This window comes from Methylobacterium oryzae (assembly GCF_036441375.1).
Lineage (GTDB): Bacteria > Pseudomonadota > Alphaproteobacteria > Rhizobiales > Beijerinckiaceae > Methylobacterium > Methylobacterium oryzae_A.
The window spans coordinates 1,616,275-1,636,970 of sequence record NZ_MLCA01000001.1 but is presented as its reverse complement, the minus strand read 5'-3'; the positions used below and the strand labels follow the sequence as shown (position 1 = coordinate 1,636,970).

The window sequence follows — 20,696 nt, the reverse complement described above, 5'->3', positions numbered from 1 at the left end:
AGGGCCATGTCGAAGAGGTAATCAACGACTTGCCGAGATTTGCCCTCCCGCGCGCGGGAGGTGGGCTGAAGGTGATGGCGACAATCCTCTGCCAGGCGATGGGCTTGCCCTCCCGCAGGCGGGAGGATCGCTCGGGATACGACGCCGAGGCCGTGGCGGTCCGGTTTGCCCTCCCGCGAGCGGGAGGAGGTGCCCATGGCTAAAGGGAGCACTTGAACGGTTTGGCTTGCCCTCCCGCGTGCGGGAGGAGGAAGGCACCTCAATTGACTGCGGTGCTTGGGTGGGTTTTGCCCTCCCGCAGGCGGGATGAGGGGAACCATGCGTTGCCAAGGTTGGGGTCGAGGGGGTTTGCCCTCCCGCGCGCGGGAGGTGGGCCGAAGGTGATCGCGACGGTCCTTTGCCAAGCGACGGGTTTGCCCTCCCTCATGGGGAGGATGGTGCTCATCAACGACGAGGTGTGCATTGAGGAGGAAGGTCTGCCCTCCCGCAGGGGGAGGAGTAAAGCACCTCAATTGACTACGGTGCTGGCGTGGGTTTTGCCCTCCCGCAAGCGGAAGGTCTGATGCGCGATCTCGGGCCTTTATCGAGGATGCAGGTTTGCCCTCCCGATGTCGGGAGGAACGGTGCGGGTGTCGCCTCCGATGAGAGGGTCGAGGGGTTTGCCCTCCGACGGGGGAGGTGGCGGCCTTGGCTCAATGACCAGGTGGAAGGAGCGGATTTGCCCTCCTGCGTGCGGGAGGTCCGTGGAACGTGATGGCCACGACGCTCTGCCAAGCAACGGGTTCGCCCTCCCGCAGGCGAGAGGAGCTTCGAGATCGTTGTCCCGGCCGGCTAGTTCGTAGGGTTTGCCCTCCCGCGTGGGGAGGCTGTTTGTAGGTGGGGCTGCCGACGATGTGAAAGAGCGCAGCGATCCCAACACGCGGGAGGCGGATCGGCAAGGGCGAAGGGCGTCTAACGTTAACGGGATCGCCGGGTGGCACTTGCGGGCTCGACGAGTATGGAAGTCGATGATGCGCATGGGGTTGGCGCGTGGCTTCCATGAGCCGTCGCATGCCGCCCCGATGCGTCGGTGGCGGGGCGGCGGTATCGGGGATTGTGACTTACCGTGCACCTCCCACAATGGGCCATGCGTCTGGTCGCCAGGCGCCGTCCGAGTGCGGGACCTGCAAGACCCGGCATCCGCGCACGCACCCGGTGCGGAGCCCGGTCGCGTACCCCGCCCGGGCGCCCGCACGCCTGGGACACCCTTCGGCCATGCATCCCACCCCTGGATTCCGGCATCAGGCCAATGACGTCGCCCCGTCGAGGGTCGACGCCGGCGGGTTGGCGAAGGCACGGCAGACTATCTCCTCCCTGGCCCATCCCCACACGCGGCCCATCGTCGACACGGCCATGGGGACCCTGCACGCGGCCCTGTCCGGGGGAGGTCTCCAGGTCTCCAAGATACCCGGGCTGCAGATAGCCGTCCGCAAACACGTGAGGCAGGCATGGACGGACGGCATCATCGCGCCGCTCGCCCGGTCGCGTCACCCGGCGGCACGCGAGGTGCTCGACGCGATGCCGAAGGACTTCGCCATGAAGGCTCATGCGGAGGTGTTGGCCGTCGTGGAGCGGATCGCCCGAGGCATTCCCGAGGATGCCGTCGGGACACGGGAGCACGTCGCGCGGGCCATGGAATATCTTGAGGCGCTGCCGCTCATCCTGCGGGCGCTCGTCGACGTCGAGGGCGTCGCCTCGGGGGCGCGGACGGGTCGCCCCTCGGATGCAACGGGGCCTGCCGACCTCCCGGGCGCCCTCGCGCTCGCGCAGCGTCGGGCCCGGGCGGCGTTGTCGCCGCACCTGGCCTCCTTGGTCGAGGAGCTCGCCGACCGGGTCTACCGGGGCCCGTTGGGCGCGACCGGCAATCCCGGGTTCCGGTGGACGGCCGCCGCGCTCCTCGCGCCGCCTGCGCGCGGTGCCCGGAAATCGGACCGCGGAGGTCCGCAATGGCGCCGGGGCCTCGCCAAGGCGCTCTCGCGCGACCTGGTCGACGAAGCGCTCGTGCCGGACGCGGGTCGCCTGCTCCGCCGGCATGCCGGCCTGGAGGTCGGGGATGCGTCCTATGCGCCGGGCGGGGGACACGGAGGCCGGCTGGATCTCGCGCTGTCCCGCGCCGGTGTCGGGCTGGTCCTGTCCGTCGGGTTCGACGCCGCCTCCGGACGGTTCGAACGTCGCGCCGAAGCCGTCTCGTTCGACGGCGCTCGGACACCGCTCGCGCTTGAGGACGCCGATGCGCTTCTCGATGCGTCGGTTCCCGGCGGCCTCGATACGCCGGCCCACCGCGCGATGCGCCGGCTCTCGCGACGGGACGATGCGCTTGCCCTGCACATGCATGTCAATGCGACCGGGGAGCTCCAGGTCGCCCCGGCGTTCCTCCGGGACGGGGATGCCGGGCTGCTTGAGGGGTTGCTCCGTGCCGCCGACGAGGAGGGAAGCGCGGTCAGGTTCGATCCCGTGCGTGACTTGGTTCTGGCCTCCGGTCTGGTCGAGCTCGACTTCGAGTGGCACGACGGGTCGGACGGTCGGTGCCTTGTCCGCGCCCCGGCCGGGCCTGCCAGGCGGCCAGGGGCATGAGCCGGGCGACCGGCGAGCGGTCGTACCGCTTTCCTTTCACGGAATGATGGATTCGCGACCGGGAGTCGTGGAGGCGGGTCGCCCTCCCTGACGGGAGGTCTGGTTTCGGTTGTGCCGGATCTCGACGACCCAGGGTTTGCCCTCCCGCGCGCGGGAGGAGGGTAGAGGCCTCGGTGGTATCAGCCGCGAGGATGGTTTTGCCCTCCCGCAGGCGGGAGGAGGTGCCCTTGGCTAAAGGGAGCACTTGAACGGTTTGGCTTGCCCTCCCGCTCGGGGAGGTTCGTTGCCGGTGCGGCTGCGGGCGATGTCAAAGAGCGCGGCGATCCCAACACGTGGACCGCGAACCGGCAAGGGCGGAGGATGCCCGAGGTTAACGGGATTGCCGGACGCTTGGCCTGGCCCTGTCCTGCCCCGGGCTTCGTCGGACACGGCATGGTACCGGCGTCCACCCTTGTCGCTTGGCTTCCCCTCGTCCGGCCCGGCGACCGTTTCTTCATCCGCCTCCTGCAGGATGCCGCCGACTGGAGGGGATGGCGGGCATGGTTGCGGTGAACCGGGTTTGGCAGGCGGCGGACCGGATACGGGCCCGGCCGGCGGGCAAGGACGGTCGAAAGGAACGGGTCTCGGTCCGGTCGGTGCGCAAGGAGCTCGGCAAGGGGTCGTTCTCGGACATCGCCCGTGAGTTGAAGATGTGGCGGAAGCGGGAGGACTACCACCCGGTCATCGAGCGGGAGAACCTGCCGGAGGCGTTCCAAAGGCGGCTGGCCGTCCTCGGGGGCGAGTTGCTGGAGATGGCGCGGGTCGAGGCCGCCCGGGCGACGCTGGCGGAGTTCAAGGAGTCCGAGGGGCGCCGGTCCGCGGAGAGGGACGTGCTCGACGAGGCGCTCGACCGGGTCGACTACCTTGAGGAGCGGGTCGCCGCCCTGCAGGCCGAGTTGGACCGGAGGCCGGCCGGGTCCGGCGGCGTTCGGGCGGCCCCGGCGCAGGAAGCCCTGGCCACCGAAGCCGAACGGGAATGGAAAGGCTCACCCTTCGCCGACATGGCGCAGGGGATATCGCTGGCCAAGCGGGCCGACGCCTTCTGGGAGCAGGTGCGGATCGCGGTCGAGGACCTGTTCCGGCGGCGCGGGCCGCTGGCGGTCCACCCGCTGTTCAAGTCGCTGCCGGACCGCCTGAAGCAGGATGGCGAACTGGCCGGGTTTCCCTTGACGGAAGGATGGCTGCGCTATCACCTGCTGCACCTGGTCGAGGGCGGGGGGCTGGTGCTGGACGGCTATCGGTTCGGGCTGGCCGAGCCCGCTCCCGACACTGATGATGGGGTGGACGCGGATGTATCCGCCGCCGACGGCGCGGCGGCGATGGGTAGCCGTCGTTTCTGGCGACGATACATGCAGGATATCCACGATCTCCTCGTTGAGGTGGGGCCGATGACGGTCGAGGGGATCATTGACGGGATGGGACCCGGGTGGGTCGAGGCATCGGAGCGGTACAGGAAGATCACGGTGGGTCGGGTCCGCTACAAGCTGAGGGGCCGCATCGTCGAGGGAAGGCCGTTCGTGGAACTGCCGGACGGACGGTTCGCTGCGGTCCCTGTCGAGGGACACTGGGATGGCTTGAGCGCGGCGCGGACGGCGGAAGGAAACGGCTGAGGACCGGCACCGTTGGCCTGGGCTGGCACGCCAGGGAAGAGGTCCATGACGCCCCAGGAGATCAACGCCAAGGTCCGGGGGGCCTACGTCAGGGCGCTGCAGAGCAGCACCATGTACAGCATCAGCGGCTCCCGCATCGACGACCTCTTCCGGGACGTGAAGCTTTACGGACGGGACGCCGGGATCGACTTCGCCGAGACCAACCTGGGCCGGATCGTCGAGGAGGCGGCCAGGATGGCGGGATGCAAGCGACCCTGCCTGGAGATGCAGGTCTACGGCTGGGGCCGGGCGGCCCTCGACGGCTTGGCGCAAACGCTGCGCGGCAGGACCGGCCTGAAGGTCGACATGGCCGGCCCGACCGTCAGGATCGACTGGTCGGAAGACAAGGCCGGACCGGTCTAGGGACGACTTGCGCCTCCGGTCCTTCAGGGCTTGCGCCCCTTGGCCGGCGAGTTGCGCTTCCTTGCGACCGGTCCTGCGCCTGCGCGACCGAGACCGGGCTTCTGGCGAGGCTTCGGGCCGGGCTTGGTCGGCGGCTTCGCCGCGGGTTTCGCGGCGGCCGGCTTCCTCGGGGCGGGCTTGGGCGGCGCCGCGGCCATGGTCTTGCGGACGTCGGCGACCACCCGCCGGATGCCCAGCGCGACGTTGAGGAAGGCGTCGTCGGCGCTGCGCCAGCGGGTGACCTCCTTGCCGTCCTCGGGGAGGAGCTTGAAGCCGGCCGCGGTGGTCGATTTCCAGTCGCAGGGGCGCAGCACGACCGCGACGACGCGCATCGTACCGTTCGCCCGGCGGCCCATGGCGCGCTTGTACTCGATCTTCCAGCAGTAGTTGCTCGCGAGGTAGTCGGGGCTGAGCAGGCCGACGAAGACGTGGGCGTTGCGCAGCGCCCGCGCGATGCCGGTGTCGAGCTTGTCGCCGGCGTTCATGTCGCCGTCGAACCAGGTCTCGACGCCCTCGCGCTTCAGGGGGGCGAGGTGGGTCTCCAGCCTCTGGCGGGCGTCGGCGTCGCGGTGCGAGTACGAGACGAAGATCCGGACCGCGGGCTTCTCCGGCTTGGGGCGCGGGGTCGCGGGCCGGGCCGGTGAGCGGGGTCCAGGCTTCGCCTTCGCCGGCGTCTTCGACGCGGGGCCGGGCTTCTCGGTGTGCGTGCGGGCGCGGGCGCGCATGGAAGCCCCCGTGAGGTTGCCGGCCAAGTTCCGGATTCATGCGCCCCGAACCCGTTTTGTTCCGCGTCGTTAAGGGGATAACCTCGGGCGCGTGGTCGGCGGCCCGGGACGATGGCGGTTCGACTCGGCGGCGTACGCGTTTCGGGTAACGTGACCCGTGACGCGTTACGGTTTCCGGGCGCCTGGGAGCGGGGGCGCGGCGATGCGGATGGAGACGGCCCGGGAAGCGCTGGTGCTGGGGCGGTGCCTGGAGGTGCGGTACGACGGGTACGCCCGGGTGGTGGAGGTCCACGCCTGCGGCTTCACCGGGCAGGGGCATGCGGTGATGCGGGTCTGGCAGGTGCGGGGCGGCAGCGCGAGCGGCGAGCGCACCGGCTGGAAGTTGCTGCGCCTCGACGAGGCGCTTGCCTTGGCGGTGACGGGGGAAGCGTCGGGGGCGCCGCGTCGGGGCTACCGTCGCGGGGACGCGGGCATGGCGCGCATCGTCGCCCAGGTCTGAGGCCGCAAGTCCGGATGCGGGGGACGGACCGTGGCCAGCCGCATCATCCGCCGTGACGGGGTAGCGAGACGCCGCGTTCCTCCAGGAATGCGCGGAGTTCGGTCACGGGCGGTTCCTCCCTCAGCGCCGCGAGCAGGGAGTCCCGGTCCCCGTAGAGGGCGAGGGTATCGACGTCGACGTCGGGCTCCCCTCCGGCACGGGCGGCCCTGTCGAACACGGCTTCCGCGAGCGTCCGGCTCTCCGTCTCCCCGGCGTCGTCGTCGGGAAGCCTCAGGACGATGGCGTCGCCCCTCGGGGGCGGTTCGGCGGAGTGATGGCGCCTGTCCATGGCCGCCGCGTGCCAATCGAGGTCGCCGTCCAGCGCCTTGAGCGTGGCCTCGATGTGGAAGAGGTCGCTACGGTCCTTGTCGCGCATGCCCTGCTTGGTCAGGCGGAGACCGGCGAGATCCAGGACGCGGATGCTCAGGCCGTCCTTCTCGTGCAACCGCATGAAGCCCTGGAGATCCTCGTAGGACCATCCGCAGGCGGTGGGCAGGATGTCGACGACGAACTCGTCGACGATCCGCACGGTGCGGCTCTCGTCGTCGTACGGGGGTTCGTTCGGGAAGGGCTCGTCGCCGAACTCCAGCAACGCCTTTCCCTGCCCCCTGGGCAGGTCGCACATCGCGGCGACCCATCGCCGGTTGTTCTCGACCGTGTCCCGGACGATGAAGTCGACGTCTCCGGTCTGCCTGACGAGCCCGTTGTAGGCCAGCCCGTAGCCGCCGATGAGGGCATACTCGACGCCGTGCTTCTCCATGAGGCGGGCCGTCAGGTAGACGTCGTGCCAGGTGGCGCCGCGGGCCGTGTCCGTTCCGTCGACGGGGTGCGCCTCGGTCTCTGCGGGAGGCGCCTTGATCCTATCGGCGAGCCAGTTCCTTAGATCGCGCCACCATTGCATCGACTGTCCACCGGTCCATGTCGGCGTTGGCCTCCGCATGCGAGCGGTAGCGATAGACGCCCATCGGGATCACGCGGGGCATCCGACGAGCGTTCTCCACGCTGGCCTCGACTTCCTGAGGGGTAGGTCCCCTCATTCCGGCCGACGGCAGGCGAAGTTCGCCGACGATGCGCATGCTCCGTGCTCCGTTGATGTTGGTCGCTGGCCCAGCTTACCACAAGCATGCGTCCCCGACGAGCGCCCCGGAGGACGCTTGCCCATCAACCGGCCGGGACGGGTGCCCGGGTCGCGGCCATGCGGCTCAGGATACGTCCCAACCGGACCGGGGCCCAGTCCCAGCAATCGACGCCGACGTCGAGGCTGGTGCGGGTGCCGGGCAGGCTGCCGTGGGAGTGCCCGTAGAGGTGCAGGTCGCCATGCCGTTCGTGCGGCCAGGTCCGGTGGGCGTAGTGGCTGAGCCAGACGGCCTGGGGCTTGGGCATGCCCGGGTCCTGGACGAACACGCGCTGAACGTCGACGACCGGGCCGTCCCAGTCGAGGCGCTTGCCTAGCTCGTCGTGGTTGCCGCGGACGAGGCGGATGCGCCCGTTCAGCCGGGCCCTGATGGAGGCCGCGTAAGCGAGGTCGCACCGGTAGGCGAAATCGCCGAGGTGCCAGACGACGTCGTCGGGCCTGACGACCGCGTTCCAGGCGGCGACCAGGGCCTCGTCGTGTTCCTCGATGGTGGCGAAAGGGCGGGGCCGGTCCATCCTCGGCGCCAGAACCGAAGCGTGCCCGAAATGGCTGTCGCTCGTGAAGAACGTGTTAGGCATGAAACCTCCGGAATGGGCGGAGGCCGGGCTTGATGCGGCGCTCCACGGTCAGCGGGATGGGTGGGGCGCGGCGGCTATCATGAGGTCAACGCTTTCGGTTTGGCGGGAGCCCGCATCTGGGAAAGGCCGAGGCTGCCGGCAAGGCCCGACCCGGCGTTCCGAGCCTGGGCGAGACTTGCGGCGGACGCCGTCGCAGGCAACGCGCGGAGCCATGACAATCGGCCCGAACATGCTGATGAACGGGCCGCCCGGCTCGGGCAAATCCATGCTCGCCTCGCGTCTGCCCTCGATCCTGCCGCCGCTCACGCCGCGCGAGCTGCTCGACATCTCCATGATCCAGTCGGTGGCCGGCGCGCTGAAGGGCGGGGCCCTGTCCGACCGCCGGCCGTTCCGGCAGCCGCATCACTCCGCCTCGATGGCGGCACTCGTGGGCGGCGGGCTCGGCGCGCGGCCGGGCGAAGTCTCCCTCGCCCATGGCGGGGTGCTCTTCCTGGACGAATTGCCCGAATTCGCCCCGCAGGTGCTCGACAGCCTGCGCCAGCCGATGGAATCCGGCGCGGTGATGGTCGCGCGGGCCAATTACCGGATCACCTACCCGGCGCGCTTCCAGCTCGTGGCGGCGATGAACCCGTGCCGCTGCGGCCAGGGCCTCGAACCGGGCTACGCCTGCCGGCGGGGGCCGAACGCGCGCTGCATGGCCCAGTACCAGGCGCGGATCTCCGGCCCGATGCTCGACCGCATCGACCTGCGCGTGGAGGTGCCGGCGGTGACGGCCGCCGACCTGATCCTGCCGGCGCCCGCCGAGGGCTCCCGCGAGGCGGCCGCCCGGGTGTCGGCGGCCCGCGCGCTCCAGGGGGCGCGCTACGCCGCGCGGGGTCTGCCGGATTCCACCACCAACGCGACCTGCCCGGCCACGCTCATCGCCGAGATCGCGAGCCCGGACGCCGACGGGACGGCGCTGATCCGGCACGCGGCCGAGACCATGCGGCTCTCCGCGCGCGGCTTTCACCGGACCCTGCGCGTCGCCCGGACGCTGGCCGATCTCGACGGCGAGACGCAGGTGCGCCGGTTCCACCTCGCGGAGGCGCTGTCGTACCGGGGCCGCGGCGAGGACGCGGCGGCCGCCGCTTGAGCGCCGGCCCGGACGGCCCGGCCGGCCTCACGGTCACGATCGGCCAGCACAGCAGCGCCGGCCGCAAGGTGGCCAACCAGGATTTCAACGGCGCGCTGGTTCCGGTCCAGCCGGCTCTGGGCCTCAAGGGCGTCGCGGTGGCGCTCGCCGACGGGATCAGCAGCAGCGCGGCCGGTGCCGCGGCGAGCGAGACCGCGGTCAAGAGCTTCCTCAGCGACTACTACGCCACGCCGGACACGTGGTCGGTGAAGACCTCGGCGCAGCGGGTGATCGCGGCCACAAATTCCTGGCTCTACGCCGAGACCCGGCGCGGCGCCGACCCGAACGATCTCGACCGGGGCCACGTCACCACCTTCGACGCCCTCGTGCTGAAAGCGCGGGTGGCCCACCTCTTCCACGTGGGCGATGCCCGGATCTGGCGCGTCTCCGGAAAATCCCTCGAACAGCTCACCGAGGATCACCGCGTGGTGGTCTCCGCGGCGGAATCCTATCTCGGCCGCGCCCTCGGGGCCCAGGCCCGCCTGGAGATCGACTACCACGCGGTCGGCATCGAGGCGGGCGACACCTTCGTGCTGACGACCGACGGTGTGCACGAGCATGTCCGGCCCCGCGACATGGTGGCGGCCATCGCGCAGGCCGAGACCCTCGACGCGGCCGCGCGGGCGATCGTGGAGATGGCCCTGGCGGCCGGCAGTCCGGACAACCTGACGATCCAGATCGTGCGGGTCGAGACCGTGCCGGAAGGCGAGCCGACGGACCTCCTCGGCGAGGCCGAGGGGCTGGACCCCGCGCCGCTCCTCGACCCGCCCGCGGAACTCGACGGCTTCCGGCTGCTGCGGATCCTGCATTCCGGTCCGCGCAGCCGCGTCTACCTGGCGGTCGAGGCGGAGACCGGCGCGCAGGTCGCCCTGAAGGTGCTGTCCCTCGACCTGCGGGACGACCCGGCCCAGCGGAAGCGCTTCGTGATGGAGGAGTGGATCGCGCGGCGGATCGACAATCCCCACGTTCTCAAGGCGCATCCCCGGACCGGCCGCCGCAGCCACCTCTACACGGTGATGCGCTACGTCGAGGGCCAGACCCTGACCCAGTGGATGCGCGACCACGCCGCGCCCGAGCTGGAGGCGGTGCGGGGCCTCGTCGAGCAACTCGCCCGCGGCGTCCAGGCCTTCCACCGGCGGGAGATGGTCCACCAGGACCTGCGACCCGACAACGTCCTGATCGACGCCGCGGGAACGGTCCAGATCATCGATTTCGGCGCCACCCAGGTCGCCGGCGTCGTCGAGGGCGACCCGCGGATCGACACGACGGAGATCCTCGGCACGGTGCAGTACACGGCGCCCGAGTGCTTCCTCGGCGTCCCGGGGACCGCCCAGTCGGACGTCTTCGCGGTCGGCGTGATGACCTACCAGATGCTGACGGGGCGGCTGCCCTACGGCGACGCGGTGCCGCGCGCCCGGACCCGCGCGGCCCAGCGGCGGCTGCGCTACGCGTCGGCCCTCGCGGTGCGCCCGCTCCTGCCGGTCTGGGTCGACGGGGCGCTCCGCAAGGCCGTTCACCCCGACCCGCTGCGGCGCTACGCGGCGCTGTCGGCCTTCGTCCACGACCTGCGCCACCCCAATCCGGCCTTCACGGATGGCCGGCGGGCGTCGCTGCTGGAGCGTGACCCGCTTCTGTTCTGGCGCCTCCTGTCGCTGGTGCTGGGGCTCGTCGCGCTGGTGCTCGCGGCGATCCTGATCGCCGGCCCGCGGCGGTGAATCCCGGATCGCGCCTCAGGGATCCAGTTCGGGATAGCGGCGGAAGATGCCGTCCTCGGTGAACGGGATCCGGCGTTCGCTGCCGAGATAGGCGGCGAGCCGCGGGCGCTGCGCCACGGTCTCGTGGAGCCGGGCCACCCGCGGGTTCGTCCGCAGGGCCGCGGCGGTGGACTTGGGGAAGGCGTAGAGCAGGCCGGCGACGAGCTGGAACAGCGACAGGTCGGCGTAGGAGAGGTCCGCGCCGACGAGCCTCGCGCCGCCATTGGCCGCCAGCACGCGCTCGAAATAGCCGAGATATTTCGGGATGCGCGCGACCCGGAACTCGGCCGCCCGGCGCAGCGCCTCGGGCTTCTGATCCGCGTAGTACAGGCCGACGCCGACGGGATGGTGCGTGTCGTGCGCCTCGTCGACCGCGTCCGCGACGGTGAGCTGGAGCTGGTGGGTCCAGATCCGGTCGCGCTCCGACGCGCCCACGAGCCCGAGCCGCGGCCCCAGATACAGGAGGATCGCGGCGCTCTGCCCGATCACGATCTCGCCGTCGCGCAGGAAGGGCGGAGCCAGGGGCGGCCGCGGATCGTCCGGATCGGACAGGCGGTCCAGCATCGGCCCGATGCCGCCGGCCTCGTCGTCCCGGCGGGCGACGTCGACGTAGTCGGCGCCAGCTTCCTCGAGGGCGAGGCGGACGAACTCGCCGCGCCCCTGGATCATCGGCCAGTAATGGAGTTCGTAGGGCATCGCCGCCTCCGGGTCGGGGAAGGCGCGGCGGGCTTGGTCGGTTCCCGCTCAGTTATTCTCGCCCGGCTCCTCGGCCGAGGCCTTCTCGACCGGCGGCTCGGCGCTGGCGACGGCCTTGCGGGCGAACATCGGCTGGAGGCGCTCGGCGAGCTGCTGGTCCAGATGCTTGACGTAGGCGCCCTTGAAGTAGCGCTCGCCGGTCTTCGCGCCGTAGAGATTGTCGTGGGCCTGGATCATCGCGGCGACCTCCGGGCGGCACAGGAAGCCCGTGATGCCGACGGCCTCGTACCAGCGGCCGGCGCGCGCCTCGGCGGTGGCCTTCGGGTTCGACAGCACCGTATCGGCGAAGCACGCGGTGGCGGCCTGCCGCAGCGGCGCCAGCACCTTCTCGGCCTCCGCCGCGTTCACCTTCGGGGCGACCGGGTGCCGGTGAGGCCGCGCCTCGGCAGCCGAGACGAGCGCGAGGACGGCGAAGGTGGCGAGGATCGAAGTCTTCATACGGGCGGCCTCGTCGGGTGTCCGAACCGTGTTCAGCTCTCGCTCATGATTGCGTCGGGATCGGGGCTGGCGGCGCGGTCCGGATGCCCGATTCAGGGCAAGATCCGGACCGTTTCGCGACCGCCACACCGGTCTCAGCCGCGCCGCTCCGCGTTCCGGCAGCCCCGGCTGACGAGGCCCCCGGACGCGACCCAGGTTCCGGCACCGAACCCGACCGAGCCCAGCCGTCCGCGCATGTCGGCTTTGGCCGAGCCGTTCACGATCGATCCGCGGATCATCCCGTTCCGCGCCACCCCGCCCTCGACCACGGAGGCGGACCCGATGACGCGCGCCCGCCCGTGCTCGACCCGCACCGGGTAGCGATAGGCGCGGTCGCAGCTCCCGGATCCGGTGACGATCTCGACGCTCCAGGCGCCGTCGAACCGGTCGGGCAGGGCGGCCCGGCGCGGGCGGCCGCGGCGGGAAGCGTGCCGACGAGGAGCAGGGTGGCGGCGGGGCGGGATGTCTTGCCGACCTGGGTGCCCGAGGGCCGCGTGACGATCGGCGCCCGTCAGCGCGGCGCCTGCGGCGCGGGCGTCCGCATGGCCGCGCGCAGCGCCGCGTTGAGGAGGGCGAGCAGGTCGCAGCCGACATGCAGGAAGGCGGCCACGCCCGCCTGCTTCAACGGCTCAGCCAGGTCCGCCGGCTTCCCGGCGAGATAGATGGGCCCGGCGCCGGCCTCGGTGAGCGCTTCCGCCGTCGCGACGGCGCGCTCGGCGTAGATCCCGTCGGTCGAGCAGATGCAGGCGAGGCTGGCGCCGGAATCCCGGAACGCCGCCGCCGCCGCCTCTGCGTCGGGGAAGCCCTCGTTCGACAGGGATTCGAGGCCGCCCGCCGCGAGGGCGTTGGCCGCGAAGGTCGCCCGGGCGTTGAAGGCCGCCACCGGGCCGAGATTGGCCAGGAACACGACCGGCCGGCGCCCCGTCTTGGCGAGGAAGGCGTCCGAGGCGTCGCGCAGGGCCTCGTAGGGCTCCGCGAGGCGCTGGGACGGCAGCGCGTCGCAGGCGACGGCCGAGCCCGCACCGAAATTGGAGCCGCGCCCCGCCGACACGGGCGGCACGTCGAGAACCGTGACCGGCTTCTCGGGAAGGTTCGGAAACTCGCTCGCACCTGTGAGCGGTTCGCGGCGAGTCGCCACCGCCTTGGCCCGGGCCTCGCGGGTCAGCTCGATGCGCCGCTGGAGCTTGCCGACGCTGAGCGAGGCGACGATGCCGCCCTCGGCCTCGATCGCCTGGAACGCCGCCCAGCCCGCCTCGGCGAGCTCGGCCGTCAGGGCCTCGAAGCCGCCGGCGCCGGCCGCGGGGTCGCTGACGCGCGCGAGATGCGATTCCTCGATGAGCACGATCTGGCTGTTGCGCGCCACGCGCCGGGCGAAGGCGTCGGGCAGGCCGAGGGCCTGCGTGAAGGGCAGGACCGCGACGCTGTCCGCGCCGCCCATGCCGGCCGAGGCCGCCGCCATGCCGGTCCGGAGGATGTTCACGAACGGGTCGCGCTTGGTCATCATCCGCCACGCGGTCTCGGCGTGGAGGCGCAGCGGCCGCGGATCGAGGCCGCAGGCCTGCTCGACCCGCGCCCAGAGGCGCCGCATGGCGCGGAACTTGGCGACGGTGACGAACTCGTCGGCATCGGCCGCCAGCAGCATCGCGACGCGGTCGCGGGCGCTCGCGAGATCCTGACCGGCAGCCTCCAGGGCGCGCAGGTAGGCGACGGCGGTGGCGAGCACCGCGCCGAGTTCCGCCGCTTCGCCGGCGCCGCCCTCGTGATAGGGCCGGCCGTCGGCCAGGAAGGCCCGCCCGCTGAAGCCCGCGGCCTCCAGCTCGGCCACGGTCTCGGCGAGCCGGGGGGCGATGTCCTTCCATACGGCCCCGAGGCTGCCGGTAGCCGCCAGGACGCCGACGGGGTCGAGCCCGAGGTCGAGGTCGTATGTCGCGAGATCCTCGCCGCGGCGCTCCGCCAGCGCCTTCACGAGCCGGGCCACCTCCAGGCCACGGCCCCCGGCCTCGATCCGCAGGGCGATCAGCGGCAGCATCACGCCCTTCAGCGCCGCGTCGAGCTCCTCGACGCTCGCGGCGGTCAGGCCGTAGCCGCGGGCGCCCGGCGCGCCCGCGAAAGCGAGCACGAGGGCGTCGGCCCCGCCCTCGAGGTCGGTGAGCGCCTGAGCGTTGGCGGCGCCGATGTCGGGATGGTCGACCCGCTGGGCGATCCGCCAGGGGCCCGGCGCGCGTACCGGCTGCGCCGCCGGCTCGGCCGCTGCGTAGAGGGGTTCGATCCGCAGGCCGTCGGCCGTGCGCGACACCAGCCGCTTCTCGAAATCGGCCCCCTTCAGGACCCCCTCGACGAGGCCGAGCCAGCGTGCCCGGTCTGCGGGCTCGAAGAGGTCGGCGAGCGGTCTGTCTTCCATCGGTACGTCCCAGGGCGCGGCGTCTTCTGCACCGCTTTCACGCGATTGCCTCGCACGACGCTCCGCCGCTGGCAATCGCCCGATGGTTTAGGAAAGCTCAAGCCGCGGATCACCGATTTTTGAGGGTCGCGACCGGGGCGAAGCGAGGGGCGCCCGCCACGCTCACCGGAGCGCGGCGATCCCGCGTCAGCCGAGGATGATCAGGCCGGCGAAGCCGAGGGCACCGACGATGATCCGCCACCACGCGAACAGCCAGAAGCCGTGGCGGGAGACGTAGTCGAGGAGAACCCGCACCACGAACAGCGCCGAGATGAACGACACGATGAAGCCAATCACGATCAGGCCGACATCGTTGCTCGAAAGGTACTTGTAGTTATCGAGCAGGTCCTTGGCGAAGGCGCCCGCCATGGTCGGCATCGCGAGGTAGAACGAGAACTCGGTGGCCGAGCGCTTGTCGGCGCCCATCAGCATCGCGCCCACGATCGTCGCGCCGGAACGCGAGACGCCGGGGATCATCGCCAGGCACTGGAAGATGCCGATCTTCAGGTCCATCGGCAGCGAGAAGTCGTAGACGTCGGTCTTCTTCACCTCGAGGTCGGTGTCGTCGATGACGAGGAGCACCAGGCCGCCGGCCACCAGGGTCGCGCAGACGATCCACGGGTTGAACAGGTAGGCCTTGATCAGCTTCGAGAAGAGGCCGCCGATGATCGCCGCCGGCAGGAACGCCACCAGGATGCCGAGCACGAAGCGGCGCGCCTTGGGATCCGACGGCAGCGCGGTGGCGATCCCCAGGAGGCGGCGGAAATAGACCAGCAGGATCGCCAGGATCGCGCCGAGCTGGATCAGCACCTCGAAGGTGTTGTTGGGCGAGTGGAAGCCGATGAAGTGCCCCACCAGCAGTTGGTGGCCGGTGGAGGAGACCGGGATGAACTCGGTCGCCCCCTCCACCAGGGCGAGCAGCACTGCCTTGCCGATGCTTGCCGGATCCATCGCGACGCCTTGTGCCGCGGGCGCGGCCGCCCCCGTCGGGCCGCCGCCTGCCGCGCGAAATGGTTGTACCCGAGGCTTCGCCGATCAGGGTTGACGGGCAGTTACCGGGCCGGGCCGCGCGTGTTAAGGGCTCGGCAACGGTCGAGCAATAACGCTCGGTCCGAAGTCCTGCGCGCCGAAGACCTGCGCTCCAGGGCTCACGACGAGCGCGGGACCGGCCGCGCTGGCAGACCGAACGTCCCGCACGGCCTCGATGGCAACCCTCTACCATTTTCCCTTCTGCGCGAATTCCCGGTTCATCCGTCTCGTTCTCGCCGAGATGGGCATGGAGCCGACGCTGTTCGAGGAACGGCCCTGGGAACGGCGCGACGACTTCCTGCTGATCAACCCGGCGGGCGTCACGCCCGTGCTGCTGGAGCAGAACGGCCTCGTCGTCCCCGGGGCCGGCGTCATCGCCGAGTACCTCGACGAGACCCGCGGCCTCGGGCTCTCGGGGCGGCGGATGCTGCCGGAGGACACCGTCGAGCGCGTCGAGGTGCGGCGCCTGCTCGACTGGTTCCTCGTCAAGTTCGAGTCGGAGGTGACCGCCTACCTGGTCAACGAGAAGATCTCGAAGCGCTTCATGTCGGCCCGCGAGGGCGGCGGCCCGCCCGACATGAACGCGATCCGCGCCGCGCGCTCCAACGTGCGCTACCACCTCAAGTATATCGGCTACCTGATCGCGCGGCGGCGCTGGATCGCCGGCGACAACCTGACCTATGCCGATCTGGCGGCCGCCGCCCATCTCTCCTGCGTCGACTACCTGGGCGACGTGCCCTGGGACGAGGACGAGATGGCGCGGAACTGGTACTCGCGGGTCAAGTCGCGGCCGTCGTTCCGCGCCCTGCTCGCCGACCGCGTGCCCGGGATGGCGCCGGCCGCCCATTACGCGGACCTGGATTTCTGAACGCCCGACGGACCTATCACGGCGCCGACCTGCGCCGCCTCGTCGAGACCCGGGCCCGCACGCTCGGGTTCTGCGGCCTGCGCGTCACCCGCCCGGACCGGCTGCCCGACCTGCCGGGCCGCCTGTCGGCCTGGCTCGCTGAGGGCGCGCACGGCACCATGGACTGGATGGCCGAGCGGGCCGACCAGCGCGCCAGCCCGATCGCGCTGTGGCCCGGTCTGCGCAGCATCCTGGTCCTGGCGATGAGCTACCGGCCGGAGCACGATCCCCTCGACCTCGTCGCGCGGCCCGAGCGCGGCGCCGTCGCCGCCTACGCGCAGCGGCGGGATTATCACGAGGTTTTGAAGGGTCGCTTGAAAGAGTTGGGCGGGTATCTGTCGGCCAAGGGCGACGTGCGGGTCAAGGTCTTCTGCGACACCGCACCCGTCATGGAGAAGACCCTGGCCGAGGCAGCCGGCCTGGGCTGGCAAGGCAAGCACACGGTGCTGATCTCCCGCGGGCACGGCAACTGGCTGCTCCTCGGCGCGATCTACACGAGCGCGGAATTCGACCCCGACCCGCCGGAGCGCGACCATTGCGGCTCCTGCCGCGCCTGCCTGGACGTCTGCCCCACGGACGCGTTCCCGGCGCCCTACCGTCTGGATGCCCGCCGCTGCATCTCGTACCTGACGATCGAGCATGCCGGGCCGATCCCCGCGGCATTCCGGCCGGCGATCGGCAACCGGGTCTTCGGTTGCGACGACTGCCTGGCCGTCTGCCCCTGGAACAAGTTCGCCCGCACCGCGGCGGAGAGCCGTCTCGCCGCGCGAGCGGATCTCGCGGCCCCGGCGCTGGTCGACCTCGCGGGCCTCGACGACGCCGCGTTCCGCTCCTTCTTCGCCGGCACGCCGGTGAAGCGCACGGGGCGCGACCGCTTCCTCCGCAACGTCATGATCGCGGTCGGGAATTCCGAAGACCCGTCGCTCGCGGAGGCGGCCGTCGCGCGCCTGCACGACCCGTCTCCATTGGTGCGCGGCATGGCGGTCTGGGCCTGCGGCCGGCTGCTGCCGCCCGAGGCCGTGCGCGCGCTCGGGCGGCAGCACGGCGATTCCGAGACCGACGCCCACGTGCGGGACGAGTGGCGGGCCGCCACCGGCTTGACGGAACCGCGGACGGACGAGACATCCGCGGCATGAACCTCTTCGTCTTCGGGCTCGGCTTCACGGGCCGCCACTTCGCCGAGCGGGCGCGGCCGCGTTTCGGGACCGTCCACGCCACGGTGACCGACCCTGCGGCCGCCGACCGCGTCGCGGCGGAGACCGGTTTCGCGATGCGCGCCTTCGGGCCGGAGGCCGACGATCCCCGGATCGCGGCGGACCTCGCCGACACGGACGTGCTCCTGGTCTCGGCGCCCCCCGGCGAGGCCGGCGACCCGGTGCTGGCCCGCTACGCCGACGCCGTCGCGGCGAGCCGGATCCGGTGGATCGGCTACCTGTCCACCATCGGCGTCTACGGCGACCGGGGCGGCGCCTGGATCGACGAGACCACGCCGGCGAACCCGCGCAGCGCCCGGTCCAAGGTGCGCCTCGACGCCGAGGCGGCGTGGCTGGCGCTCGGCGCCGAGACCGGCAAGGCCGTGCAGGTCTTCCGGCTCTCGGGGATCTACGGACCCGGGCGCAACCCGATCGTGAAGCTGCGGGAGGGCCGCTCGCAGCGCATCGTGAAGGCCGGGCAGGTCTTCAACCGCATCCACGTCGACGACATCGCGACGACGCTGCTCGCCTCCGTCGACCGGCCGCGGCCCGGGGCGATCTACAACGTCACCGACGACGAGCCGGCCGCGCCCCAGACCGTGACCGAGCACGCCGCGGCCCTCACCGGCCTGCCGCTGCCGCCCGAGATCGATTTCGAGACCGCCGACCTGTCGCCGATGGCGCGCAGCTTCTACGGCGAGAACAAGCGCGTCCGGAACCGGCTGATCCGCGACGAGCTCGGCGTGGCGCTCGCCTACCCGACCTATCGCGAGGGGCTCGCGGCCCTCAAGAACCAGCCCTGATCAGGCCTCGAGGTGCCGCGGCCGGACGAGGCGGCGGAGCAGGCCGTCGCGGGGGCCGACCATCATCGAGGCGACGTAGAGCGCGCCGGCCGCGAGCACGATGGCCGGGCCGCTCGGCAGGTCGTACCGGTACGACAGGCTGAGCCCCGACACGCTCGCCAGGGCGGCGATCAGCATCGAGACCGGGATCAGCCCGGCCAGGTCGCGGGCCCAGAACCGCGCCGCCACGGCCGGCAGCAGCATCAGCCCCACCGCCAGCAGCGTGCCGAGGGCCTGGAACCCGCCGACGAGGTTGACCACCACGAGCGCCAGGAAGGCGAGGTGGACCGGGCCGCCGCCGCGGCTGACGCTCCGCAGGAACAGCGGGTCGACGCATTCCATCACCAGCGGCCGGTAGATCAGGGCGAGCGCCAGGAGGGTCAGGGTGCTGATGCCGCCGAGCAGCCAGAGGGCGGCGTCGTCCAGCGCCAGGACTGAGCCGAACAGGAAGTGCATCAGGTCGATCTGCGACCCGCGCAGGGACACCAGCAGCACGCCGGCCGCGAGCGAGATGAGGTAGAAGGCCGCGAGGTTGGCGTCCTCGCGGACGACGGTCGCGCGGGTGACGGCCCCCGCGAGGAGGGCGACCGCGAGACCGGCGACGAGGCCGCCCAGCGTCATCGCCGGCAGGGACAGGCCGGCGACCAGGAAGCCGACCGCGGCCCCGGGCAGGATCGCGTGGCTCATCGCGTCGCTCATCAGGCTCATGCGGCGCAGCGTCAGGAACACGCCGATGGGCGGCGCCGACACCGACAGGGCGATGCAGCCTGCCAGGGCTCGGCGCATGAAGCCGAACTCCACGAAAGGCGCGAAAAGGGACCCGAACGGATCGGTCACGCGGCGTCCTCGTGGTGGTGCCGGTCCGCGCCGCCGTGACTATGCGCCGCCCCGGCCTCGCGCGGGCCGGCACAGATCGCCGCGCCCTCGTCCCAGGCCTCGGACAGGTTGCGGGCGCGGGCGAGGTTCTCGGCCGTCAGGACCCGCGCGGTCGGTCCCCAGGCCACGGGCTCGCGGGCGAGCAGCAGCGTCGTCGGGAAATGCGCGCGGACCTGCGCGAGGTCGTGGAGGGCCGCGACCACGGTCCGCCCCTCGGCGTGCCACGTGCGGATGAGCGCGAGGAGATCGTCCACCGTCCGCGCGTCGATGCCGGTGAACGGCTCGTCGAGGAGCACGACGGGGCAATCCTGCAGGATCAGCCGGGCGAACAGGGCCCGACGGAACTGCCCGCCCGACAGGGTGCCGATCGGCCGTGCCGCGAAGCCGTCGAGGCCGACCGCCGCCAGCGCGGCCTCGATGGCCGGGCGCCGCCGGGTGAGGCTGCGCCACGCCCCCGCCTGCCGCCAGAGGCCCATGCCGGCGAGGTCCATGACGGTGAGCGGGAAGCTGCGGTCGATCTCGTCCACCTGCGGCATGTAGGCGAGGGCGCCCGCGCGCTCGATCCGGCCGTCCAGGCAGCGGATCTCTCCGGCCATGCCCTTGAGCAGCGTGGACTTGCCGGCCCCGTTCGGACCGACGAGGGCGAGCAGGTCGCCGGACCGCACGGACCCGTCGAGATGGTGGACCGCCGGATGCCGGTCGTAACCGAGGGTGAGACCGACGAGGCGGATCGGATCCGGTATCGGGCCGCTCATGACGCGAGCGCCCAGGCGATGGTGAGCCAGACCAGCGCCGAGAGCGAGGCGGCGAGCGCCAGCCGCAGGCCGATCCCGCTCTGGAACAGCGATCGCCGCGCCGCGTGTCTCGGGCTGGGAATGGTCGGCACGGTGTCCTCGTCGCGCGCTCACGCCGGCGCGGGCACCACGCGGGGCTACTGGTGCGGTGCTGGGCGGCGGTGATACACTGTAACAAAGCCGTGGGACAACCTGCGGATCACGTCTGGAGCAATCATGCACCGTCACGAGGGTCACGACGCGTGCCACGCCGGCACCGGTGACACGCTCGCGCGGGCCGAGGCCCTGTGTCGCGAGCGCGGTCTTCAGTTCACGCCCCTGCGCCGGGAGGTGCTGGAGGCCGTGGCCGAGGCCGGGAAGGCCCAGGGCGCGTACGACATCGCCGAGCGGCTGAGCGCGCCGGGCAAGCGCGTGGCCCCGGTCTCGGTCTACCGCGCCCTCGACTTCCTGATGGAGCAGGGGCTGGTCCATCGGATCGCGAGCCGGAACGCCTTCATCCCCTGCGCGCACGGCCACGCGCCCGGCGAGGGCGTCATCTTCCTGATCTGCCGCACCTGCGGGGGCGTCGACGAGGCCTCTTCGGAGGAGGTCGAGGGCAGCCTCGGGCGCACGCTCGAGCGGGCCGGTTTCACCCCGACCCACAGCATTCTGGAGGTCGAGGGCGATTGCGGCGCCTGCCGGGAGCGGAAGCAGGCCCCCTGAGCCGCCCGGTCCGGACCGAGCCATCCTGCCGTGCGTGCGGGCGGAGCGATACCGGTCGCGCCGCTGCCGGCCCGAC

Annotated in this window: 21 protein-coding genes and 1 pseudogene; 10 read left to right on the top strand and 12 right to left on the bottom strand. The window is 71.7% G+C overall.

Annotated elements, in window-relative coordinates; all coding sequences use genetic code 11:
* Positions 1-1,254: 1,254 nt before the first annotated feature.
* From MOTC310_RS07760 to MOTC310_RS07750, 3 genes are all read left to right on the top strand, one after another.
* Positions 1,255-2,613: a hypothetical protein gene (locus MOTC310_RS07760; protein WP_331301365.1), complete on the top strand. Its 1,359-nt coding sequence runs from the start codon at positions 1,255-1,257 to the stop codon at positions 2,611-2,613.
* Positions 2,614-3,143: 530 nt separating this feature from the next.
* The gene (locus tag MOTC310_RS07755) at positions 3,144-4,262 is read left to right on the top strand and encodes a DNA-binding protein (protein ID WP_331301364.1); all 1,119 of its coding nucleotides are present in this window, start codon (positions 3,144-3,146) and stop codon (positions 4,260-4,262) included.
* 45 nt (positions 4,263-4,307) lie between these two features.
* A complete protein-coding gene (locus MOTC310_RS07750) occupies positions 4,308-4,664 on the top strand; it encodes a hypothetical protein (protein WP_331301363.1) in 357 nt (118 codons plus the stop codon).
* A gap of 23 nt (positions 4,665-4,687) precedes the next feature.
* Here the strand turns inward: MOTC310_RS07750 and MOTC310_RS07745 are convergent, their stop codons facing one another.
* Entirely contained in the window at positions 4,688-5,455 is a 768-nt protein-coding gene (locus MOTC310_RS07745) for a toll/interleukin-1 receptor domain-containing protein (RefSeq protein WP_331301362.1), read from the bottom strand.
* Between the two features lie 175 nt (positions 5,456-5,630).
* On the opposite strand from MOTC310_RS07745, the gene MOTC310_RS07740 reads away from it, so the two are divergent.
* Positions 5,631-5,927 carry a hypothetical protein gene (locus MOTC310_RS07740; protein ID WP_331301361.1) on the top strand — a complete coding sequence of 99 codons (297 nt, stop codon included), beginning with the start codon at positions 5,631-5,633 and terminating at the stop codon, positions 5,925-5,927.
* A 43-nt stretch (positions 5,928-5,970) separates the two neighbouring features.
* Here MOTC310_RS07740 and MOTC310_RS07735 read toward each other — a convergent pair whose 3' ends face one another.
* From MOTC310_RS07735 to MOTC310_RS07725, 3 genes are all read right to left on the bottom strand, one after another.
* Entirely contained in the window at positions 5,971-6,867 is an 897-nt protein-coding gene (locus MOTC310_RS07735) for a hypothetical protein (RefSeq protein WP_331301360.1), read from the bottom strand.
* Positions 6,827-7,042: a hypothetical protein gene (locus MOTC310_RS07730; protein ID WP_331301359.1), complete on the bottom strand. Its 216-nt coding sequence runs from the start codon at positions 7,040-7,042 to the stop codon at positions 6,827-6,829. Before MOTC310_RS07730 ends, MOTC310_RS07735 begins: the two co-directional genes overlap by 41 nt.
* Before the next feature lie 85 nt (positions 7,043-7,127).
* Entirely contained in the window at positions 7,128-7,679 is a 552-nt protein-coding gene (locus MOTC310_RS07725) for a metallophosphoesterase (RefSeq protein ID WP_331301358.1), read from the bottom strand.
* A 226-nt stretch (positions 7,680-7,905) separates the two neighbouring features.
* Between MOTC310_RS07725 and MOTC310_RS07720 the strand changes: the two are divergent.
* Positions 7,906-8,811, top strand: a pseudogene (locus tag MOTC310_RS07720) (YifB family Mg chelatase-like AAA ATPase); the annotation flags it as partial.
* Positions 8,808-10,565 (top strand): bifunctional protein-serine/threonine kinase/phosphatase, encoded by a 1,758-nt coding sequence (locus MOTC310_RS07715; RefSeq protein WP_331301357.1) that lies wholly within the window; start codon positions 8,808-8,810, stop codon positions 10,563-10,565. The pseudogene MOTC310_RS07720 and the gene MOTC310_RS07715, both read left to right, overlap by 4 nt.
* 15 nt (positions 10,566-10,580) lie before the next feature.
* Here the strand turns inward: MOTC310_RS07715 and MOTC310_RS07710 are convergent, their stop codons facing one another.
* The 5 genes from MOTC310_RS07710 to MOTC310_RS07690 form a co-directional block, all read right to left on the bottom strand.
* The gene (locus MOTC310_RS07710) at positions 10,581-11,300 is read right to left on the bottom strand and encodes a glutathione S-transferase (RefSeq protein WP_331301356.1); all 720 of its coding nucleotides are present in this window, start codon (positions 11,298-11,300) and stop codon (positions 10,581-10,583) included.
* 48 nt (positions 11,301-11,348) lie between these two features.
* The gene (locus tag MOTC310_RS07705; protein ID WP_331301355.1) at positions 11,349-11,798 is read right to left on the bottom strand and encodes a hypothetical protein; all 450 of its coding nucleotides are present in this window, start codon (positions 11,796-11,798) and stop codon (positions 11,349-11,351) included.
* Positions 11,799-11,932: 134 nt separating this feature from the next.
* Positions 11,933-12,076, bottom strand: coding sequence for a hypothetical protein (locus tag MOTC310_RS07700; protein WP_331301354.1), 144 nt, complete (start codon positions 12,074-12,076; stop codon positions 11,933-11,935).
* Positions 12,077-12,348: 272 nt separating this feature from the next.
* Positions 12,349-14,238, bottom strand: a complete 1,890-nt coding sequence (locus tag MOTC310_RS07695; RefSeq protein WP_331301353.1) for a methylmalonyl-CoA mutase subunit beta — start codon at positions 14,236-14,238, stop codon at positions 12,349-12,351.
* A gap of 186 nt (positions 14,239-14,424) precedes the next feature.
* Positions 14,425-15,228 (bottom strand): undecaprenyl-diphosphate phosphatase, encoded by an 804-nt coding sequence (locus MOTC310_RS07690; RefSeq protein WP_331301352.1) that lies wholly within the window; start codon positions 15,226-15,228, stop codon positions 14,425-14,427.
* Between the two features lie 253 nt (positions 15,229-15,481).
* Here MOTC310_RS07690 and MOTC310_RS07685 point away from each other — a divergent pair, with 253 nt between their 5' ends.
* Genes MOTC310_RS07685 through MOTC310_RS07675 form a run of 3 tightly spaced genes read left to right on the top strand, consistent with a single transcriptional unit; the run spans position 15,482 to position 18,209 of the window.
* Positions 15,482-16,174 (top strand): glutathione S-transferase family protein, encoded by a 693-nt coding sequence (locus MOTC310_RS07685; RefSeq protein ID WP_331290886.1) that lies wholly within the window; start codon positions 15,482-15,484, stop codon positions 16,172-16,174.
* Positions 16,175-16,203: 29 nt separating this feature from the next.
* Positions 16,204-17,349, top strand: a complete 1,146-nt coding sequence (queG, locus tag MOTC310_RS07680; RefSeq protein WP_331301484.1) for a tRNA epoxyqueuosine(34) reductase QueG — start codon at positions 16,204-16,206, stop codon at positions 17,347-17,349.
* Positions 17,346-18,209, top strand: coding sequence for an SDR family oxidoreductase (locus MOTC310_RS07675; protein WP_331301351.1), 864 nt, complete (start codon positions 17,346-17,348; stop codon positions 18,207-18,209). The genes queG and MOTC310_RS07675 overlap by 4 nt, the downstream gene beginning before the upstream one ends.
* Here MOTC310_RS07675 and MOTC310_RS07670 read toward each other — a convergent pair whose 3' ends face one another.
* From MOTC310_RS07670 to MOTC310_RS07660, 3 genes are read right to left on the bottom strand one after another with little or no spacing between them, the layout of a single operon-like run.
* Positions 18,210-19,034, bottom strand: coding sequence for a metal ABC transporter permease (locus tag MOTC310_RS07670; protein WP_331301483.1), 825 nt, complete (start codon positions 19,032-19,034; stop codon positions 18,210-18,212).
* Positions 19,035-19,081: 47 nt separating this feature from the next.
* Positions 19,082-19,879 (bottom strand): metal ABC transporter ATP-binding protein, encoded by a 798-nt coding sequence (locus tag MOTC310_RS07665; protein ID WP_331301350.1) that lies wholly within the window; start codon positions 19,877-19,879, stop codon positions 19,082-19,084.
* Entirely contained in the window at positions 19,876-20,010 is a 135-nt protein-coding gene (locus MOTC310_RS07660; RefSeq protein ID WP_331301349.1) for a hypothetical protein, read from the bottom strand. Before MOTC310_RS07660 ends, MOTC310_RS07665 begins: the two co-directional genes overlap by 4 nt.
* Before the next feature lie 124 nt (positions 20,011-20,134).
* On the opposite strand from MOTC310_RS07660, the gene MOTC310_RS07655 reads away from it, so the two are divergent.
* Entirely contained in the window at positions 20,135-20,620 is a 486-nt protein-coding gene (locus MOTC310_RS07655; RefSeq protein ID WP_331290881.1) for a transcriptional repressor, read from the top strand.
* The last annotated feature ends 76 nt before the right edge of the window (positions 20,621-20,696 follow it).

Coding starts and splice junctions, on each gene's coding strand:
- MOTC310_RS07665 (WP_331301350.1), bottom strand. CDS start 19,879: ATGAGCGGCCCGATACCGGATCCGATCCGCCTCGTCGGTCTCACCCTC.
- MOTC310_RS07670 (WP_331301483.1), bottom strand. CDS start 19,034: ATGCGCCGAGCCCTGGCAGGCTGCATCGCCCTGTCGGTGTCGGCGCCG.
- MOTC310_RS07675 (WP_331301351.1), top strand. CDS start 17,346: ATGAACCTCTTCGTCTTCGGGCTCGGCTTCACGGGCCGCCACTTCGCC.
- MOTC310_RS07705 (WP_331301355.1), bottom strand. CDS start 11,798: ATGAAGACTTCGATCCTCGCCACCTTCGCCGTCCTCGCGCTCGTCTCG.
- MOTC310_RS07690 (WP_331301352.1), bottom strand. CDS start 15,228: ATGGATCCGGCAAGCATCGGCAAGGCAGTGCTGCTCGCCCTGGTGGAG.
- MOTC310_RS07685 (WP_331290886.1), top strand. CDS start 15,482: ATGGCAACCCTCTACCATTTTCCCTTCTGCGCGAATTCCCGGTTCATC.
- MOTC310_RS07740 (WP_331301361.1), top strand. CDS start 5,631: ATGCGGATGGAGACGGCCCGGGAAGCGCTGGTGCTGGGGCGGTGCCTG.
- MOTC310_RS07760 (WP_331301365.1), top strand. CDS start 1,255: ATGCATCCCACCCCTGGATTCCGGCATCAGGCCAATGACGTCGCCCCG.
- MOTC310_RS07655 (WP_331290881.1), top strand. CDS start 20,135: ATGCACCGTCACGAGGGTCACGACGCGTGCCACGCCGGCACCGGTGAC.
- MOTC310_RS07750 (WP_331301363.1), top strand. CDS start 4,308: ATGACGCCCCAGGAGATCAACGCCAAGGTCCGGGGGGCCTACGTCAGG.
- MOTC310_RS07735 (WP_331301360.1), bottom strand. CDS start 6,867: ATGCAATGGTGGCGCGATCTAAGGAACTGGCTCGCCGATAGGATCAAG.
- MOTC310_RS07725 (WP_331301358.1), bottom strand. CDS start 7,679: ATGCCTAACACGTTCTTCACGAGCGACAGCCATTTCGGGCACGCTTCG.
- MOTC310_RS07755 (WP_331301364.1), top strand. CDS start 3,144: ATGGCGGGCATGGTTGCGGTGAACCGGGTTTGGCAGGCGGCGGACCGG.
- MOTC310_RS07730 (WP_331301359.1), bottom strand. CDS start 7,042: ATGCGCATCGTCGGCGAACTTCGCCTGCCGTCGGCCGGAATGAGGGGA.
- MOTC310_RS07710 (WP_331301356.1), bottom strand. CDS start 11,300: ATGCCCTACGAACTCCATTACTGGCCGATGATCCAGGGGCGCGGCGAG.
- MOTC310_RS07700 (WP_331301354.1), bottom strand. CDS start 12,076: ATGATCCGCGGATCGATCGTGAACGGCTCGGCCAAAGCCGACATGCGC.
- MOTC310_RS07695 (WP_331301353.1), bottom strand. CDS start 14,238: ATGGAAGACAGACCGCTCGCCGACCTCTTCGAGCCCGCAGACCGGGCA.